Annotated in this window: 5 protein-coding genes; all 5 read right to left on the bottom strand. The window is 72.3% G+C overall.

Translation table 11 applies throughout. The features are described from left to right. Positions 1-68: 68 nt before the first annotated feature. Positions 69-3,533: an amino acid adenylation domain-containing protein gene (locus ACWDR3_RS09425; protein ID WP_450351866.1), complete on the bottom strand. Its 3,465-nt coding sequence runs from the start codon at positions 3,531-3,533 to the stop codon at positions 69-71. A gap of 121 nt (positions 3,534-3,654) precedes the next feature. Beyond that, entirely contained in the window at positions 3,655-11,553 is a 7,899-nt protein-coding gene (locus tag ACWDR3_RS09420; RefSeq protein WP_450351865.1) for an amino acid adenylation domain-containing protein, read from the bottom strand. Then, positions 11,550-16,184, bottom strand: a complete 4,635-nt coding sequence (locus tag ACWDR3_RS09415; protein WP_450351864.1) for an amino acid adenylation domain-containing protein — start codon at positions 16,182-16,184, stop codon at positions 11,550-11,552. The genes ACWDR3_RS09420 and ACWDR3_RS09415 overlap by 4 nt, the downstream gene beginning before the upstream one ends. Then, complete coding sequence (locus tag ACWDR3_RS09410; RefSeq protein ID WP_450351863.1) at positions 16,181-19,441, bottom strand: amino acid adenylation domain-containing protein; 3,261 nt, start codon at positions 19,439-19,441, stop codon at positions 16,181-16,183. The genes ACWDR3_RS09415 and ACWDR3_RS09410 overlap by 4 nt, the downstream gene beginning before the upstream one ends. Further along, positions 19,441-19,659 carry an MbtH family protein gene (locus tag ACWDR3_RS09405; protein ID WP_402354389.1) on the bottom strand — a complete coding sequence of 73 codons (219 nt, stop codon included), beginning with the start codon at positions 19,657-19,659 and terminating at the stop codon, positions 19,441-19,443. The genes ACWDR3_RS09410 and ACWDR3_RS09405 overlap by 1 nt, the downstream gene beginning before the upstream one ends. Positions 19,660-19,662: the final 3 nt, after the last annotated feature.

The raw sequence follows: 19,662 nt of genomic DNA, 5'->3' as shown, positions 1-19,662 counted from the left end.
TCAGTCTATTGACGGCCATGAAAAACGAGTCCTACATTCGCAGCGCGCCGCCCCGCCGCTTCGCTCTGTCACGCGTCCCGCAGCGCCGAGTCGATCTCCTCCGCCGACATCCCCTCGATCTCCAGGTGAATGGCGGCGACCTGTTCGAGCCGTCCGGGCGTCTCCTCCTCGGCGGACAGCCGCTTGGCCATCCCGCCGGCCGTGAGGGTCGCGAACAGCGCGCGGACGGACACCTCGGAGGTGTCCAGCGCCTCTCGCAGCCGGCTCACGATCACAGTGGCGAGCACCGAGTCCCCGCCGAGCGCGAAGAACCCGTCGTCGAGGCCGACGCGCCCGGTGCCGAGCACGTCTCCCCAGATCCGCGCCACGACGTTCTCCAGCGCGGTGCCGGGCGCCCGGTGCTCCAACTCCTGTGCCGACTCCCAGAGTTGCGCCACCGTCCGCCGGTCCAGCTTCCCGTTGGAGGTGAGGGGCAGCTCTCGTACGACGACGATCCGGGCCGGGACCATGTGCGGGGGCAGCACGGTACGCGCCCACTCCCGCAGGTCGTCCTCGGTCACGTCCTCGGCGGCCACCGTGGCGGCGAGTTGGACGCCCTGCGCCCGGGTCACCCCGGCCACCGCACGCCTAACGGCCGGATGCCCCGCGAGCGCCGCCTCCACCTCACCCAACTCGATCCGGAAGCCGCGCAGTTTCACCTGATGGTCGCGGCGGCCCAGGAACTCCAGAGTGCCGTCGGGCCAGTACCGGGCGAGGTCACCGGTCCGGTACCAGCGGATGCCGTCGCCCTCGGGAAACTTCTCGGCGGTGCGCTCCGGATCGCGCCGGTAGCCGAGCGCCACCCCGTCCCCGCCGATCCACAGCTCCCCCGGCACCCAGTCCGGACAGTCCCGCCCCTGCGCGTCGACCACCCGGCAGCGCACATTACGCAACGGAGTTCCGTACGGCACCGCCCGCCAGTGCGCGGGTACTTGAGCGTCCGTCACCTCGCAGACGGTGGAGTGGATCGCGGTCTCGGTGGTCCCACCCAGACCGACGAACCGGCAGCCCGGCGCCCGCTCGGCGAGCCACCCGGGCAGATCGGTGCCGACCCAGTCGCCGCCGAGCAACACCGTGCGCAGTCCGGCGAGTTCACCGGGTCCGGTGGCGAGCAGCAGCATGTCGAGCAGCGGGGGCGCGCAGTTGAGGAGTGCGACCCGGTGGGTGCGGACGAGTTCCGCCCACTGCTGTGCTTCGATCCGGTCGGCCTCCTCCACCAGGACCACGGCCCCGCCCGCGCTCAGCAGCCCGAACAGGTCGTAGACGGAGAGGTCGAAGTCGAGGGCGGAGACGGCCAGGCAGCGGTCGTCAGGGCCCACCGAGAAACGGTCGTTGAGGTCGTCGATCGTGTTCATGGCCGCCCGGTGGGGCACCTCGACGCCCTTGGGTTCGCCGGTGGAGCCCGAGGTGAACAGGACGTAGGCCGCCTGTTCCTCGTCCACCACCACCGGTTCCGACAGCGGCTCGGTCGACAGGGCGTCGGCGACCACGAGGGTGTCGATCCCGTCCACCGGGCGCCCGTCGGTCAGCGCGAGCCGGAAGCCGGCCGTCGCACGGATGCGGTCACGGCGGGCGGCGGGCTGCTCGACCCCGATCGGTACGTAGGCGGCGCCGGCCGCCAACACGCCCAGGGCGGCGACGATCTGCTCGGGTCCCTTGGGCAGGCTGACGGCGACCGTGTCCCCGGGGCTGGTACCGCGCGCGACCAGCGCGGCGGCGGTGCGCAGCACTCGGTCCGCCAACTCGCCGTAGGTCAGGGCGTTTTCGTCACCCCACAGGACCGCGGGTGCGTCCGGCCGTTCGGCCGCCCGCTCGAAGAACCCCTGGTGCAGTAGGCGATGGCTGCGCGGTCCGTCGGTCGCGTTCACGACGGCACGTACGGCCGACTGCGCGGCGGGCAGCAGCGCCGGGACCGGCTGCTCCCAGACGGTGTCGTCGGTGCCGAGCCGGGTGACGAGCCCGTGGAAGGCGGCGAACATCGCGTCGATCAGCCCGGCGGGGAACGCGTCCTCCCGGACGTCCCAGTTGACGAGCAGACCGCCGTCGACCTCGGTCACCTGGGCGTCCAACAGCACCTGCGGCCCCTGGGAGATGATCCAGACCGGCTTCCCGAAGGAGTGCGTGACACCGGAGTCGAACAGCTCCCCCAGGTTGAGCGCGCTGGTGAACACGACCGGCGCCAGCACCTGTTCGCCGTTGTGCCGGGTCAGGTCCCGCAGTACCTCGACGCCGGAGTAGTCGGCGTGTGCGGCGTCGGTGTGCATACGGTCCTGGAGGCGCCGAGCGTGGTCGGTGAACGACGTGGGCTCGGTGACGTCGACGTCCAGCAGCACGGAACTGGTGAAGTCGCCGACCAGCAGATCGACGTCGGGGTGGGAGCCGCGGCGGTCGAACATCGGCACGTTGAGCAGGAAGCGCGGCTGTCCGCTCCAGGCGGCCAGCACCTCGGCGAAGGCGGTCGCCACGGCCATGGCGGGGGTCAGCCCGTGCCGATGCGCTCGCGTGGTCAGTCGCTGCTTCTCCTCGGGCGGCAGCCAGTGGTGGCGGCGGGTCACCCGGGTCGGGTCGGTGCGCTCCGCCTCTGGCACGAGCGGGAGTTCGGGTGCGCTGGGCAGTTCGGGCACCCGCCGCAGCCACCACTCCTGCGACTGCTCACGACTCAGCCGCCGCACCTCCGCGCGCTCGGCGAGGTACTCCGGATAGCTGGTGCGGATCGGAGGCAGTGGCGCGTCGGGCTTCGCGTACAGCGCGGCCAAATCTGAGAGCAGCACGCGGTAGCTCAGCGCGTCCGCGGCGAGCATGTCGACGTCGACGTGCAGCCGGGTCCGGCCGCCGGGCAGCAACGAGAGCCGGACGAGGAACACTTCACCGGCGGCGACGTCCAGCCGAGCGTGCGAGGAGGAGTGCCGGGTCTCCTCCAGTGCCGTGGCGGCGGCCTCCTCGTCCAGGTCCCTCAGGTCGTCAACGACCGTGACCGGCCTAGCCACTTGGGGAAGGATCTGCTGCCGCCCGTCGTCGGTGAACCGCGCCCGCAGCATCGCGTGCCGCGCCACGAGCGCCCGTACGGCGGTGTCGAGCCGTTCCGGGTCCACGTCCGCGCCGTCGAACTCGACGTAGAGATGCGCGGCGACGGAGCCCAGGTTGGTGTCGTCGCCGCGGCCGATCCAGTAGGCGTGCTGCATGACCGCGAGCGGGAACGGCTCGTCGGGGACGGTCGCCGCGACCGGCGACGGTGGAGTCGGCGGGGCGGCCGGCTCCGGTACGGCGGCCGCCAGCAGGGACCGCCAGGCGCGCAGAGTCGGCTCCTTGGCCAGGTCGGAGAAGCCGATCCGGACGCCCTGCTTGCGCCAGCCACCGGCGATCTTCATCAGGGTGATGGAGTCCAGGCCGAACCCGATGAGGCTGTCGTCCTCACCGGGCGGCGGCTCCTCGGAGCTCAGTGCGTCGGTGACCGAGCGGAGCAACTCGTCGGGTGTCGGGGGCTGCTGGGTCACCGGTTCCTCCGCTGCGGGGGTCGTGCGGGCGTCTGGGGTGTCATCTCGGGGTCCCTCAGAACTCGTCGTTCTCGAAGTCGTTCTCGAAGTCGTTCTGGAAGTCGTGGTTCTCGGAGCCGTTCTAGAAGTCGTCGTTCTCGAAGTCGTCGATGTCTTCCTGGGTCAGTTCGACCAGGGGGAGGTCGGACGGGGTGAGCCCACCGGCGGGCGAGCCGTCGGCGTGCCGGGCGAGACCGCGCAGGGCGCGTTCCCAGAGGGCGAGCAGGGCGTCCGACTCATCAGCCGTCAGGAAGGCCTCCGGCCAGGCGGCGGAGATGTGCAGCCGGGTGCCGCCCGCCTCCTCGACGGCGACCGCGTTCAGCTCCAGACCGAAGGCCACGGGTCGGTCGGCGTCCGGTGGTACGCGCAGCATCGGGGCCTCGGGGGCCAACTCCCACGCCACCGCGGCCGAGTTGGCGGCGCTGAACCGGCCCAAGTAGTTGAAGACGAGCTGCGGCTGCGGCAGCTTCTCCAGTTCGGGCGCGGTGTCGGGGTTGAGGTGGCGCAACAGGCCGTAGCCGAGGCCGTGTTCGGGTACCGCGCGCACCTGCTCCTTGACGCGCTTGAGTGCCGTACCCACGGCGGGACCACCGGCCAGCGCGTCGTCGAGATCGAGCGGGCCCGGATCGATGCCGACCGGGTGGAAGGTCGTGAACCAGCCCACCGTGGCCGACAGATCCACACCGTCGGCGATGTCCTCCTCGCGCCCGTGCCCCTCGACACCGACAAGCAACGACCGTCCCGTCAGGTCCCCGCGCTCCTCCCGCCAGGCCGCCGCGGCCAGGGCAAGGGCGGTGAGCAGTACGTCGGGGACGGCCGCGTGGTAGGCGGCGGGGACGGACGTCAGGAGGGACGCGGTGATGTCCTCGGGGAGGACGAGGGTCCGCTCCCGTACCGTCCGCGCGGTGTCGCGGTCCGGGTCGAGCGTGCGGTCCAGCAGGGGGCGCGCGCCCTCCAACGCCTCGGTCCACCAAGGTAGTTCACGCAACCGCTCGGGCTTGCGGGCCTCCTCGGCGAGCAGGGCGCTCCAGGTCCGGAAGGAGGTGCCGGTACGCCGAGGCCGCGGGGTCGTTCCGCCTCGCGCTGTCGCCCAGGCCTCGGCCAGTTCGGTGCCGATGATCCGCCAGGACACGCCGTCCACGACCAAGTGGTGGGCGACGAGGAGCAGTCGGCCAGGGCCGCCGTCGGCCGCCTCGAACCGGACGGCTTGCAGCATGCGACCGGTGCGGGGGTCGAGGCGGGCGGCCGCCTCGGCGAGCTGCACGTCGAGGTCTTCGCTGGTTGCGCGGGTGAGCAGGTCTCCGGCCCGTACCGTTCCCTCGGGCGGCACCACCAGCCGCCGCGCGTCCGTCAGTTGGGCCCGCAGCATGTCGTGGCGGTCCACGAGGACCTGGAGTACGGCGATGAGCGCCTCGTCGGTGAGGTCGGGCGGGGTGGTCAGCAGGACCGCTTGAGCCAGGCCGCCGTAGGAGCCGTCGGGGCCGGCCGTCCAGTGCATGACCGGGGTGAGGTCCAGCTCGCCCACCGGCTCGTCGGCGGGGCCGGACTCGGGGCGGGCCGCGGTGCCTGCCGCCGCGGCCAGACCGGCGGGGGTCGGCGACTGGAAGACCTGCCGGGGGCTGAGGTCGAGGCCTGCCTTGCGGGCGAGGGTGACCAGCCGGATGGAGACGATGCTGTCGCCGCCCAGCTCGAAGAAGTTGTCGTCCACGTCGACGCTCGCCAACCCGAGGACACTCGCGAAGAGTTCGGTGAGCTGCTCCTCGCGTTCGTTCGCGGGTGCCCGGGTCGCGGTGGTGGCCGTGGTCTCGGGGGCGGGTAGGCCGGTGCGGTTCACCTTGCCGGAGGGCAGCAGCGGGAAGGCGTCCAGGACAGTGAGCGTGCGCGGGACCATGTGCTCGGGCAGCCGCTCCAGCAGCCAGCCGCGCACCTCGGCGCCCACGTCACCAACTGCCAGGCAGTATCCGGCGAGTTGCTTGACGCCCGGCGCGTCCTCCCGGATCACCACGACCGCGCGCCGCACGGCCGGGTGCTGCTCCAGGACGGCCTCGATCTCCTCCAACTCCACCCGCATACCGCGGATCTTGACCTGATTGTCGGCGCGGCCGAGGAACTCCAGCGTGCCGTCGCGCTGCCACCGCACCAGGTCGCCGGTGCGGTAGAGCCGTTCGCCGGGCGGGCCGAAGGGGTCAGCCACCCAGTGATCGGCGGTCCGGCGCGGGTCGTTGACATAGCCGCGGCCGAGGTAGACGCCACCGGCGTACAGCTCGCCGGGGACGCCGACCGGCGTGGGTCGGAGCCGGTCGTCGAGCACGTACAGCCGGGTGTTGCCGTTGGGCCGGCCGATGGAGACGGCGCTGCGCATCGCACCCGTGCGGTAGACGACGTGGCTGACGCCGATGGTCGCCTCGGCCGGTCCGTACCCGTGGTACATGATCGCCGGGCTCGCGGCCCTGAAGCGGGCGAACAGCTCGGGCGTGAGCACCTCGCCGCCGCACCACACGTGCTTCAGCGACGCGGCCCGTCGGGCGAACCCGTCCTGTTCCAGGAGGAGATCGAGCATCGAGGAGACCAAATAGGTGAAGGTCACCCGGTGTCGTTCGACGGTCTCCAGCAGATAGTCGACGTCCCGTTCGCCGCCGGGCTCGGCGATCACCACGCGCCCGCCGTGCACCAGCGGCAGGAAGATCTCGTTGATGGAGATGTCGAAGCCGAGCGGCGCCTTGAAGAGCGCGGCGTCGTCCGTGCCGAAGCCGAGCAGCACGCGCTGCCACAACAGCCGGTGCGCGATGGCCCGGTGGCGGATCATCGCCCCCTTCGGTACGCCGGTGGAGCCCGAGGTGTAGATGACGTAGGCGAGTCCCTCGGGGTCGACGACCACGTCAGGAGCCGCCGCGTCCGGAACCGGGCCGCTCAGGTCGACCTCGACCAGGGGCGGGCCACCGGGCGTTGTCGTGTCGCCGACTCGACCCAGGACCGCCGTCAGCCCCGCGTTGCGGGACACCTCCTCGATCCGGCGGGCCGGCCAGGACGGCTCCAGCGGCACGAAGGCACCGCCAGCCTTGAGGACGGCGACCAGGGCGACCACCATCTCCACCGAGCGTTCGAGATGAATGCCGACCCGGTGCTCAGGACCGACACCGAGGGAAATGAGCTTTGCCGCAAGGGCGTTGGCGCGAGAGCTGAGGTCGGCGTAGGTGAGCGACGGCCCGTCCTCGGTGCCGTACTCGACGGCCATGAGGTCGGGTGTCGCCGCCGCCTGCTCCTCGAACAGGGCGGTCAGGGTGGTGGCAGGCATGGGGTGCGCGGTGTCGTTCCACTCCCCCAGCAGCAACTGCCGCTCGTGCGGGGTGAGTACGTCGGCCGCGCCCACCGGGCGGTCCGGCTGCCGGGCCAGTTCACCGACCAGCCGCACGAACCGTTCCACCAAGTCCCGCGCCGAGTCGGGGTCGTAGAGGTCGCGGCTGAAGACCAGTGCCCCGCTGATCCCGCCCGCCTCCGCGCGCTCGAACAGGTGGAAGGCCAGGTCGGTCTTCGCGGTGTAGAAGGCGACCCGCCGCTCCCGCAGGGTCAGACCGGCGAAGTCCCTTGTCTCGTCCGGCGCTTGCTGATGCGCGAGCATCACCTGGAAGAGCGGGTGGCGGCCCATCGAGCGGGTCGGGGCGAGCGCGTCCACCAACTGCTCGAACGGCAGATCCTGATGGGCGTACGCGTCCACATCGGCCTCGCGCACCCGGGCGAGGAGTACGCGGAACGTCGGGTCGCCGGAGAGGTCGGTGCGCAGCACCAGCGTGTTGACGAAGAGGCCCACGAGGTCGTCGAGAGCCGCGTCACCACGTCCGGCGACCGGCGTGCCGAGCGGGATGTCGTCGCCGGCGCCGAGCCTGCCGAGCAGGACCGCGAGGGCGGACTGGAGGGCCATGAAGACGGTCCCGCCGGTCTCGGCGGCCAGGTCTCGCAGTGCGGTGTGCACGTCGGCGCCGAGGGTGAAGTCGACAGCACCCGCCTGATAGCCGGGGACGGCGGGGCGCGGCCGGTCGACGGGCAGCTGGAGTTCCTCCGGGAGCCCCTCCAACGCCTGCTGCCAGTAAGCCAGTTGCGCATCCTGTTCGCCGAGCGACCGCTGCCAGAGCGTGTAGTCGGCGTACTGCACCGCGAGCGGCGGCAACTCCGGGGCGGTGTCCGCCAGTCGGGCCGTGTAGGCGTTCTCCAGGTCCCGCAGCAGCGGATCCGCCGACCAACCGTCGGTGGCGATGTGGTGCACGAGCAGCAGCAGGACGTGCTCGTCGGGCGCGAGAGTGAACAGCGTGGCACGGACGGGGATTTCGACGTCCAGCGCGAAGGCGTAGGCGGCCTCCTCGCGCAGGAGGGCGTCGAGATCTGCCTCGCCGACGGGCCGCACGGTGAAGGGCACCTTCGCATCCTGCGCCGACAGCACGACCTGTCGGGGAGTGCCGTCGCCGTCGGGGAAGACCGTGCGCAGGGACTCGTGGCGGGCCACGACGTCGTTCAGCGCGGCGCGCAGCGCGGTGTCGTCGAGCGAGCCGGACAGCTGGATGGCGGTGTGGATGTTGTACGTCGGACTCGGGCCCTCAAGCCGGTACAGGAACCAGAGCCTGGCCTGGGCGGAGGACAGCGGCACCGGGTCGGGGCGCCGGGTCGGGCGCAGCGCGGGGCGGCGCTCGGCCGGGGTGCCTAGGACAGGCGTGAGGAGCGTGGCGAGTTCGGCGACCGTCGGGGTGTCGAAGACGGCGCGCAGCGGGACGACCGCGCCGAGGTCGGCCCGGATCCGGGCGACCAGGCGGGTGGCCAGGACGGAGTGACCGCCCAGGGCAAAGAAGTCGTCGTGGACACCGACCGTCGGCAGTCCGAGCAACTCGGCTACGAGGGCCGACAGTTGCTGTTCCGCCTCGGTGCGGGGCGCGGTCGCCGTGGTGAGGGCCGCGAGGTCGGGGGCGGGCAGGGCTGCCCGGTCGAGCTTCCCGTTGGGGGTCAGCGGCAGTTCGTCCAGGACGACGACCACGGCGGGCAGCGACTGGTCCGGCAGCGTCGCCTTGAGGTCCTGCCGGACCTGGAGGGGGTCCAGTCGAACGCCGGGACGCGCGACGACGTACGCCACCAAGCGCGGCTCACCCGGCTCGTCCTGACGTACCGTCACCGCGGCTTGGGACACCCCTGCCAGTGCGGCCGTGGCGGCCTCTGTCTCGCCCGGCTCGACCCGGAAGCCCCGGATCTTGACCTGGTCGTCGCCCCGGCCGAGGAACTCCAACGCCCCCTTCGCGGTCCAACGCACCAGGTCGCCGGTGCGGTACAGGAGGGCGCCCGGTGGGCCGTAGGGGTCGGCGACGAAGCGGGTGGCGGTGAGGCCGGGGCGGTCGAGGTAGCCGCGGGCCAGTTGGGTGCCGCCGAGATACAGCTCGCCGGGGATGCCGGGCGGGACCGGGCGCAGTGTGGGGTCGAGAACCAGGGTGCGGGTGTTCCACACCGGTCGGCCGATCGGTACGGAACCGGCGGCGGACCCGGTGCCCTCGGCGCAGGGCCACGCGGTGACGTCCACGGCGGCCTCGGTCGGACCGTAGAGATTGTGCAGTTCGGTGCCGTCAAGGAGTTGGGCGAAGCGGTCGGCGAGTTCCGACGGGAGGGCCTCGCCGCTGCAGACCACTCGGCGCAGGACGCCACGCGTGCGCTCCGCCGCCGGGTCGTCGAGGAAGACGCGCAGCATGGAGGGGACGAAGTGGGCGGTGGTGACCCGCTGTTCGAGGATCAGCTCGGCCAGGTAGGCGGGGTCGCGGTGGCCGCCCGGGCGGGCGAGCACCAGGGCCGCGCCGGTGATCAGCGGCCAGAAGAACTCCCACACGGACACGTCGAAACTGGCCGGGGTCTTCTGCAGCACCCGGTCCTCGGGGCGCAGTCCGTACGTCTCCTGCATCCACAGCAGCCGGTTGACGATCGCCGCGTGCGAGACGACCGCGCCCTTGGGGCGGCCGGTGGAGCCGGAGGTGTAGATGACGTAGGCCGGGTGGGCGGGGCGCAGGGGCTCCAGCCGTTCCTCGTCGGCGAGTTGGGCGGGGTCCAGAGGAGCGAGCCGGGCCTGCACCTCGGGATCGTCCAGCCGCAGGGTCGGTGCCGCGTGCGGGGGCAGCGCGTCGCCGGCGGTGATCACGAGCGCGGGCATGGCGTCCTGGATCATGAACGCCAGTCGCTCGGCGGGGTAGCCGGTGTCCAGGGGGACGTAGGCGCCGCCCGCCTTCAGCACGGCGAGAAGCGCGACGACCAGGTCCGGGCCACGGTCGAGGGCGACGCCCACCAGCCGCTCGGGGCCCACGCCTTGGGCAATGAGGAGGCGGGCGAGGCGGTTGGCGCGGGCGTGGAGTTCGGCGTGGTCGAGTTCGGTGGCTTCCGCGATCAGGGCCAGGGCGTCCGGCGTGGCGTGCGCCTGCCTGTCGACGAGGGCGGTGAGGGTGGTGGCAGGGACGGGATGCGCGGTCGCGTTCCAGTCCTCCAGCACCCTCGCTTCCTCGGACTCGGTCATCAACGGCAGTCTGGAGAGCGCGAGTTCGGGTTCTTCGAGCGCCGCGCCCAGCAGCGTCTCCAGTTGCCGCAGCAGACGGTCGACCGTCTCCGGGGTGAAGAGGGAGCTGCGATAGGTGGCCTCTACGCGAAGACGGCCGGCGGTGTGGAACGCCTCCAGGGAGAGGTCGAACTGGGTGGTGTCGTTGTGGACGGTCTCCCACTCGGCCGTCACTCCGGGCAGGCGCGGCCCTTCGAGCCCCTGGGTCAGGAAGAGCAGCATGACGTCGAAGTAGACGGCACGGCCGGGGTGCCGTTCCGGGCGCAGTCGCTCGACCAGCAGGTCGAACGGCATGTCCTGGTGGGCGTAGCCGTCGGTGCACAACTGACGTACACGTTCGACGAGTTCGGCGAAGCCGGGGTCGCCGTCGAGGTCGGCGCGCAGGGCCAGGGTGTTGCCGAAGTTGCCGATCAGTTTTTCCAGGCCTGGAAGGTCGCGGCTCATCACGGCCGAGCCGACCGGGATGTCGGTGGCGCCGGTGGTCCGGTGCAGCAGGGCGGCGAGTCCGGCGAGGAGGACCATGAAGGGGGTCGCGCCGGCGTTGCGGGCGAAGGCGGTGAGCCGGTCGGTCACGTCGGACGCGAAGGTGTGGAAGCGGCGGTCGCCCTGTGCGGTGGGCTGCGCGGTGCGGGCGGCGTCGGTGGGCAGGGCAAGCGGGCCGGGCGGCGGGACGAGTGCCGTGCGCCAGTGGTCGAGGTGTTCGGCCAGCCGCTCGTCGTTCCAGGTCTCGCGCTGCCAGTGCGCGAAGTCGGCGTACTGGACGGGCAGGGGTTCGAGATCGGCGGCCTCGCCGGTCGCCGCCGCTCGGTACAGCGCGCTGAGGTCACGGGAGAGGGCATTGAACGTGCCGCCGTCCCAAGCGATGTGATGGACCGTCAGGACGAGGGTGTGGTCCTGCTCGCCGCGGCGGACGAGGAGCGTGCGCATGGGGTGGTGGGCGGCGAGGTCGAACGAGGTCGCCGAGGCGGTCCGCGCGAGCGTCTCGGCCCTGCGGTCCTGCTCCTCCTCGGGCAGTCCGTTCAGGTCGGCGCTCTCGAAGGCCACCTCCGCCCCCGCGTCGACGACCTGCTCCGGGGTGCCGTCGGCTGACGCCGGGTAGCGCGTGCGCAGTACCTCGTGCCGGTCGACCAAGCCCTGCAGGGCGGTCCGCAGGGCGGTCGCGTCGAGGGGGCCGCGCAGCCGGATGGCCAGGCACACGTTGTAGGCGGGGCTGGTCGGGTCGAGCTGCTGGAGCAGCCACATCCGGGACTGGGCGTACGACAGCGGAAGGCGTCCGGCGTCGGCGGGTCGGCGCGGGATCCGCTCGGAGCGGGCGGGCGCGTCGGCCAGGCCGGCGTCCTCCAGCCTGCGGCGCAGTAGTTCACGCTTGCGTGCCGCGAGGTCGCCGGGGGTGGCCGTGGGGGTCTCCGTCACAGCTCTCCGCCTTTCAGAAGCAGTTCGAGGGCGGTCGCCCAGCCGTCGGCCAGTCGCTCTATCTCCGCCTGGGCGAAGAGCCGCTCCGGCCACTGCCAGCAGACGCTCAGTTCCTCACCGGTGATCACCGCGTCGACGACCAGCGGGTACGGGGCCGGCATGCCAGGGTCGGCTCCACTGCCCATGGCGCCGGTCTCGGGGGCGCTGGTGAACAGATCGCTGTCCCGCCGCTCACCCATGGTCATCCGGCCCAAGTAGTTGAACTCGATCTGGGGCTCCGGGAGTTCGGCCAGTACGGCGCCCGTGTCCGGGTTGAGATGGCGCAGCAGTCCGTAGCCGACTCCCTTGTCGGGGAGCTCGGCGACCTGGTCGCCGATCCGCCGGACCCGGTCCGCGCCGGATCCCGCGCCGCCGGGATCCAGTCGGATCGGGAAGACGCTGGTGAACCAGCCCAGGGTGCCGGACAGGTCCGCGTCGAGCAGGAGTTGCTCCTCTCGGCCGTGCCCCTCCAGGGCGATCAGGAGCGAGGTGTCCCCGTCCGGTGTCGGGCGGCCGAGGGATCGCCGCCAGTCCGGGACGGCGAGCGCCAGCGCGGTCAGCAGCGCTTCCTGGACGGGGGCGGCGGTCAGCGGGGCGGTGAGGTCGGGGCCTAGGGTGGTCCACAGCCGCTGGATCGTGGACCTGGTGTCCTGGGCGGGGTCCAGCGGGGAGGAGCCGAGGAACGGTTCGGGACGGTTCAAGATGCCTTGCCAGAAGGAGAGTTCGGCTGTGCGGCGGGGCGACTGCGCCTCGGTCCGCAGGCCCTCGGCCCACTCCTTGAAGGACGTACCGGGTGGTGGGAGCGGTGACCCGTCCCAGGCTCCTGCGAGGTCGGCTACCAGGACGCCCCACGAGGCGGCATCGGTGACGACGTGGTGCAGCACGACCAACAGCCGTCCCTCGCGGCCCTCTCCGGGGTCGAACCACAGGAAGCGGGCCACCGACCCGGCCGCCGGGTCGAGTTCGGCGACCAGTTCGTCGAACGCCTCGGGGACCAGCGTCCCGACGGCCGTGTGGTCGAGCCGCTCGGCATCGATCCGTCGTACACAGTCGGCGGCGCGGGCCGTACCGACGGGTGCGGCGCGGAAGCTCCAAGTCCCGTCGTCCGCCTGGCTGAAGGACGCGCGCAGGAGGTCGTGCCGGTCCAGGACGGTCTGGACGGTGCGGTGCAGTCCGTCGAGGTCCATGCCGGCCGGCGTCCGCAGGAACCGGGCCTGGCTGAGCGCGCGGAACGGGCCGCCCTGCTCGACGAGCCACGTCAGCATCGGGGTGAGCGGGATCTCGCCGGTCCCCGCGTCGGGGTCGGCGGTCCGCTGCCGGGTGCCGTTGCTGCCCGCGCGCTCGGCGAGTCCCGCGACCGTGGGGTGCTCGAAGACGTCCCTCGGCGAGATCCCCAGCCCGGCCGCGCGCGCCTGGGAGACCAGCCGCATCGACACGATGCTGTCGCCGCCGAGGACGAAGAAGCTGTCGTGCACGCCGACCGTGTCCAGCCCGAGGACGTCGGCGAAGAGCGCGGCGAGCCGTTCTTCGACCGGGGTGCGCGGGGGCTGCGCGGCGGGTCCTGCGGACCGGGTCGGGGCGGGGAGCGCGGCGGTGTCCAGCTTGCCGTTCAGGGTGAGCGGGAAGCCGTCGACCGTGACGAAGGCGGACGGGACCATGTAGTCGGGGAGTACGGCGGCCACGTCCCGGCGCAGCTGCTCGGCCGTGTCCTCGGGAGCCGGAGCAAGGGCGATGTCCGAGCCGTCCGGCGCGGCCGCAGAGCCGGCACCCGCACCCGTACCCGTCCCCGCCGGCACGACATACGCGACCAGCCGCCGTACCCCCGGCGTGTCCTCCCGCACGATCACCGCGGCCCGCTCCACCGACTCGTGGTCCAGCAGCACCGCCTCGATCTCGCCGGGCTCGATCCGGTAGCCCCTGATCTTCACCTGGTCGTCGACCCGGCCCAGACACTCCACCAGGCCGTCCTCGGTCCAACGGGCGATGTCGCCAGTGCGGTACATACGGGCGCCGGGGCGGTCGGTGAACGGGTCGGCCACGAAGCGGCTCGCGGTGGCACCGGGGCGGCCGAGGTAGCCGCGAGCCAAGCCCGCACCTGCTATGTACAGCTCGCCGTCGACTCCGGTGGGTACGGGGTTGAGGTGTCCGTCGAGGACGTACAGCGTGCCGCCCGCCACAGGCCGGCCGATCGCGGGCCGGTCGCTGAGGGCGAGGTCGCAGTCGGCCGAGTCGACGGTGCATTCGGTGGGGCCGTAGAGATTGTGGGCGGCCAGTCCCTCGGTGGCCCGCAGAGTGCGCCACAGGTCGGGCGGTACGGCCTCGCCGCCGACGCCGAGCACCTTCAACTCGGCCTGCCAGTCCCCGCCTTGGGCGACCACCTCGGCCAGCAGGGACGGCGACAGCTCGATGAACTCGATGCCGTACTCGGCGAGGAAGGCGCGCAGCGCGTCGGGGTCGCGGCGGACGTCCTCGGGCACGAGGTGCAGTTCGTGTCCGGCGAACATCCACAGCATGGGCTGCCACGACGCGTCGAACGCGGTCGGCCAGGCGTGCCCGATCCGGAGCGGACGGCCACCGACCGCAGCGCGGGCCGGGGTGTGCAGGGCCGCGTTGTGGGCGGCGAAGAGGTTGGCGATGGCCCGCTGCGGGATCACGACGGCCTTGGGGCGCCCGGTGGAGCCGGAGGTGTAGATGACGTAGGCGGGGTGTTCCGGGTGCACCGGCGCCAGCCGCTCGACGTCGGTGAGGTCGGTGTCGTCCGTGGCGTCGAGGCGCTGCCCGACACCGATGTCGTCGAGCAGGAGCAGCGGCACACCGACGAGGGCGTCCAGGTCGGGCACGGTGTCCTCGGTGGCGAGCAGGGCGACCGGGCGGGAGTCCGCGAGCATCCCGGCGATCCGCTCGCCCGGCCAGGCCGGGTCCAGCGGCAGATAGGCCGCACCGGCCTTCTGCACCGCCAGCAGCGCGGTGAGGGTGTCGGGGGTCGGCGGCAACGCCAACGCGACGAATTGCTCGGGACCCGCCCCCGACTCGACCAGCAGCCTGGCCAGTTGATTGGCCCGGGAGTTCAACTCGGCGAAGGTCAGCCGCTCCCCCGCCCCGACCACCGCGACCGCGTCGGGCGTACGGGCCGCCTGCGCCTCCAACGCCTCCGGCATGGTGGCGTACGGCACGGGCAGCCGCTCTCCGACGCCCGCCGCCAACAACCCGGTCCGCTCCTCAGGCGCGAGGACGTCCAGCGCGGCCAACGGGGTGTCGGGCGCGGAAACGGTCGTACGGAGGAGTCGCTCGAAGCGTGCGGCCAGTTCCTCGACCGCCGGGCGTTCGTAGCAGTCGGGCCTGAACTCGAAGACGACACCGAGCTGTTGCTCGGCGAGCACGGCCAAGGTCAGCGGGTAGTGCGTGGCGCCCGCGCCCTTGACGTCGACGATCCGCAGGCCTGACTGTGCCTCGGCCTCGGCGACCGCCTCCTGGTCGATGGGGTAGTTCTCGAAGACGAGCAGCGTGTCGAAGAGATCGCCCGCGCCGGCCAGGCGCTGGATCTCGGTGAGGCCCAGGTGCTGATGGTCCATCAACCGGGCCTGCTCGTCCTGGAGTCGGCGCAGGTACGCGCCCGCCGTCTCGCCCGGCGGCACGGCGACCCGTACGGGCACGGTGTTGATGAAGAGACCGATCATGGACTCGGCACCGGCCAGCTCGGCGGGCCGCCCCGCCACGGTCGCGCCGAACACCACGTCGTCCCGGCCGGTGAGGCGCGCTAGCAGAAGTGCCCACAGTCCCTGTACGACGGTGTTGACGGTGACGCCTCGACGCCGCGCCAACTCCTCGACCTGGCCGGTGAGTTCCTCGGTCAGCCGCAGGGTGTGCAGCTCGGGGGCGACCGGTACCAGGCCTGCGGTGACAGGTGAGAGCAGCGTCGGTGCGGCCCCGGCGAGGGCCTCCCGCCAAGCTTGCGTGGACGTGTCCCGGTCCCGCGAGGCCAGCCAAGCGAGGAAGTCGCGGTACGGGCGTACGGCGGGCAGGGGTGCCGTCCGGCCGGGGGCAAGCTGCGCGGCGTAGAGCTGGAGGAGCTCGCGGACCAGCAGCGGGATCGACCAACCGTCGAGGAGGAGGTGGTGGTTGGTGAGGATCAGCAGCCAGCGGTCGGCGCCGCGGTCGACCAGGGTGAGTCGCAGGAGGGGCGGGTCGGTGAGGTCGAAGCGGGTGGTGGCGTCGGCGGTGGCCAGGGCGGCCAGCTCGGCCTCCTCCGCGCTCGCACCCGCCTCCTCCCCGCTTGATCCCGCCGCCTCCCCGCTAGTGGTCGCCTCCTTCCAGTCGACGGCGACCTGCTTGAGGACGACCTGCACCGGTTCGTCGAGATCCTCGTGGAGGAAGGCGCTGCGCAGGTTGGCGTGCCGGGCGTAGAGCTCCTCGGCGGCGGTGCGCAGCAGTTCGGGGCGGAGGGGGCCCTCGATCTCCACCAGGGTCTGCATGGTGTAGACGTCCTGGGCGCCCTCGTCGAACAGGGCGTGGAACAGCAGTCCCTGCTGGAGCGGGGACAGCGGCAGGACGTCCTCGACCAGGGAACCGTCGTCCCCGGGCTCCTTGCTCATCGACTCCTCCACCTGGCCTTGACGTTGTCGAGCTGGGTCGCGCTGAGCGATACGAGCGGTGCGGCGGTCGCGGTGAACTCCTCCTGCGGGGGCCCGGATTCGTCTCCCACGGCCTCGGCGAGACCGGCCGGGGTGCGCCGGGTGAACACGTCACGGGGCGAGAGTCCGAGTCCCGCCCGGCGCGCTCGGTCGGCGAGCCGGACCGAGACGATGCTGTCTCCGCCGAGTTCGAAGAAGTCGTCGTGGATACCGACGCGTTCGAGCCCGAGCACCTCGGCGAAGAGTCCGCACAGGACCTTCTCCGGTTCGGTGCGCGGCGGTTCGAAGGTGCTCGCCTCGGTGAAGTCGGGGGCGGGCAGGGCGCGGCGGTCCACCTTGCCGCTGGGGGTGAGGGGCAGGGCGTCGAGGACGACGACAGCGGACGGTACGAGATGGGCGGGCAGTCGCTCGGCCAACGCCCGGCGCAGGGCAAGGGCGTCGAGGTCGGGAACAGCACCGACACCGGCATCCGCATCGGCACCGGCACCGGCACCGGCACCGGCACCGGCACCAAGAACGGAAGCCCCATCACGCACCGCCGGCACGACATACGCCACCAACCGCCGCGCCCCCGGCCCGTCCTCCCGCGCCACAACCGCCGCCCGGCCCACACCCGGCAGCGCACGAGCCGCCGCCTCGATCTCACCCGGCTCTACTCGGAAGCCCCTGATCTTGACCTGATCGTCGGCGCGGCCGAGGAACTCGACTGTTCCGTCGGCGCGTTGGCGGGCCAGGTCGCCGGTGCGGTAGAGGCGGCTGCCGGGCGGGCCGAAGGGGTCGGCGACGAAGCGCTCGGCCGTGCGGCCGGGTTGGTTCAGATAGCCGCGGGCCAGGCCGTCCCCGGCCAGGTACAGCTCGCCGGTGCCACCGATCGGGACCGGTCGCAGGAACGGATCCAGGACATGGGCGCGGGTGTTGGCGATGGGTTGCCCCAGCGGGACCGGCCCGTCGCCGCCCTCGTACGCGTGCATCAGGCTGTCCCCGGCCGCCTCGGAGCAGCCGTACAGATTGACGAGCCGTGCCGCCGGCCACCGTCGCGTGATGGACTCCGCGAGTTCGGCGGGGAGCGGTTCGCCGCTGGCGATCCAGGTGCGGACGGACGCGAAGCTGTCCGGCGGGGCGGATTCGACCAGGGTGGAGTAGAGGCTGGGTACGGCGGTGAACACCGTGACCCCGCTCCGGTCCGTGACCGTCGCGAGGGCGGCCGGGTCGCCGGTCGCGTCGTCGTCGACGAGCGCCACCGCGTCCCCGATGACCAACGCCCCCAACAACTCGGTCAGTCCGTCGATGAAGCTGATCGGGCTCTTGGCGAGGCGTACCCCCGGGGTTCCGCCCTCCTGCAACTCCCGCCCCCAGGCGAGCCTGTTGACGAGCGCGCGCTGGGTGCCGAGCACGCCTTTGGGGCGGCCGGTGGAGCCGGAGGTGAAGATGACGTACGCGGGGTTCTCGGGCGACAGCGGCCGGCGCGGTCCCCGTAGGTCGGTCGACGCGTCCGGGGTGCACACCAAGTCCGGGGCGATGCCGAGCTGTTGAGCCATGTCCGGCTCGCAGATGACCAGCTTGGGGGCTGCGTCACCGAGCATCAAGGCGATGCGGTCCGCCGGGTAGGACGGGTCCACCGGCATACACGCGGCGCCCGCCTTGAGGACCGCCAGGAGTGCGGTGACCAGGTCGGGGCCGCGGTGCAGCGCGACGGCGACCACGGACTCGGGCCCTGCGCCACGGGCGGTCACGGCTGCCGCCAACCGGTCGGCGCGGGCGTTGAGTTCGGCGTAGGTGAGGGTCGTGTCGCCGTGCAGTACGGCAGGTGCGTCGGGGGTGCGGGTGGCCTGTTCCTCGAAGAGGGCGCGGACCGCGGGCTGCGTCAGGGAGCGCGCGAGGTTCGCGGCGGGCAGGTCGTCCTGGTCCGGCAGTGAGAGCTGGGCGACGGGCCGCTCGGGGTGGTGGGTGAAGTCGTCCAGCAGCTGGAGGAGTTGTTCGGCGACGCGCACGATCGCGGTGTGGTCAAGGGCGCTCGGCTGGTGGCTGAACGTGAGGGTGAGGCCCGGTCCCGGCAGCGCGGTGAGGGCCAGCGGGTAGTGGGTGGCGTCGCGGACAGAGACGTCCGTCATGCGCAGGCCGTCGAGGGCGCGGGCGATGCCGTCGTCGTCGATCGGGTAGCTCTCGAAGACCAGCAGGGTGTCGAAGAGCACGGTGTGTCCGGCGGCGCGCTGGATGTCGGCGAGGCCGAGGTGCCGGTGGTCCAGCAGGGCGGACTGCTCGGTCTGGACCCGGCGGAGCAGGTCGGCGAGCGGTTCCTCGGGGCGCAACCGGACGCGTACGGGCAGGGTGTTGATGAAGAGGCCGATCATCGACTCGATGCCGGGCACGTCGGCGTCGCGGCCGGAGACGGTGGCGCCCAGGACCACGTCGGTGCGGCCGGTCAGCCGGGCGAGCAGGACGGCCCACAGTCCTTGCAGCACGCTGCTGACGGTGAGCCCGTGGGCACGGGCGGCGGTGTTCAGTGCCGTGGTGTCCCGCTCGGGGAGGTCCAGGACGTACCGGTCGGGCTGTCCGGCGGGTTTGCCCTGGGCCTCGGGCGCGATGAGTGACGGTTCGTCAAGTCCCGTCAGTGAGGCGGTCCATGCCGTGCGGGCGGCCTCGTGGTCCTGGCGGGCGAGCCAGGCGAGGTAGTCGCGGTAGGGCCGAGCGCGGGGCAGCACCGCAGGGTCCCCGGCCGATGTGTACAGCTGGAACAACTCCCGTACCAGGACGGGTGCCGACCAGCCGTCCCAGAGCAAGTGGTGCGAGGAGACGACCAGTCGGTGGTCCCGCTCGCCGAACACGACGAGCCGGAACCGCAGCAGGGGCGGGCGGGCCAGGTCGAAGCGTTCGTCGAGGTCCGCCGCCAGGAGCCGGTCGAAGGCCGTGTCGCGCTCCGGTTCCGGCAGGGCGGAGAAGTCGGTCACGACCCAGGGGACGCGGACCTCGCTGCGGATCACCTGGACCGGGCGGCCGGAGCGCTGGGTGCGGAACGCGGCGCGCAGGTTGGCGTGCCGGGCGACCAGCGCCTCGGCGGCGGCGCGCATCCGGTCGGGGTCCAGCGGTCCTTCGAGGCGGATGGTGAGCTGCCCGGTGTAGACGTCCTGGGCGTGATCGTCGTAGAGCGCGTGGAAGACCATCCCCTCCTGCATCGGCGACAGGGGGAGTACGTCCTCCACGCCCGGGCGGGCCGCCATCAGGCCTCGGTCCGGCTCATGGCCTCGGCCAGGCTGCGCGGGCGCATGTCCGTCCAGTGCTGTTCGATGTGGTCCAGGCAGGCGGCCCTGGTGTCGGGGCCGTGGACGCCGGTCCAGCCGGCCGGGACGGGCACGAAATCCGGCCAGAGGGAGTACTGGCCCTCGTCGTTGACCAGCACGTGGAAGACGCCGTTCTCGTCGTCGAACGGGTTGGCCATGGC

The sequence above is a fragment of the Streptomyces sp. NPDC001002 genome, from assembly GCF_053599215.1.
This window is presented reverse-complemented; position numbering and strand designations above follow the sequence as displayed.

Bases quoted from the DNA above. Each gene is read 5' to 3' on its own strand.
- ACWDR3_RS09415 (WP_450351864.1), bottom strand. From the start codon at position 16,184: ATGAGCAAGGAGCCCGGGGACGACGGTTCCCTGGTCGAGGACGTCCTG.
- ACWDR3_RS09410 (WP_450351863.1), bottom strand. From the start codon at position 19,441: ATGGCGGCCCGCCCGGGCGTGGAGGACGTACTCCCCCTGTCGCCGATG.
- ACWDR3_RS09405 (WP_402354389.1), bottom strand. From the start codon at position 19,659: ATGGCCAACCCGTTCGACGACGAGAACGGCGTCTTCCACGTGCTGGTC.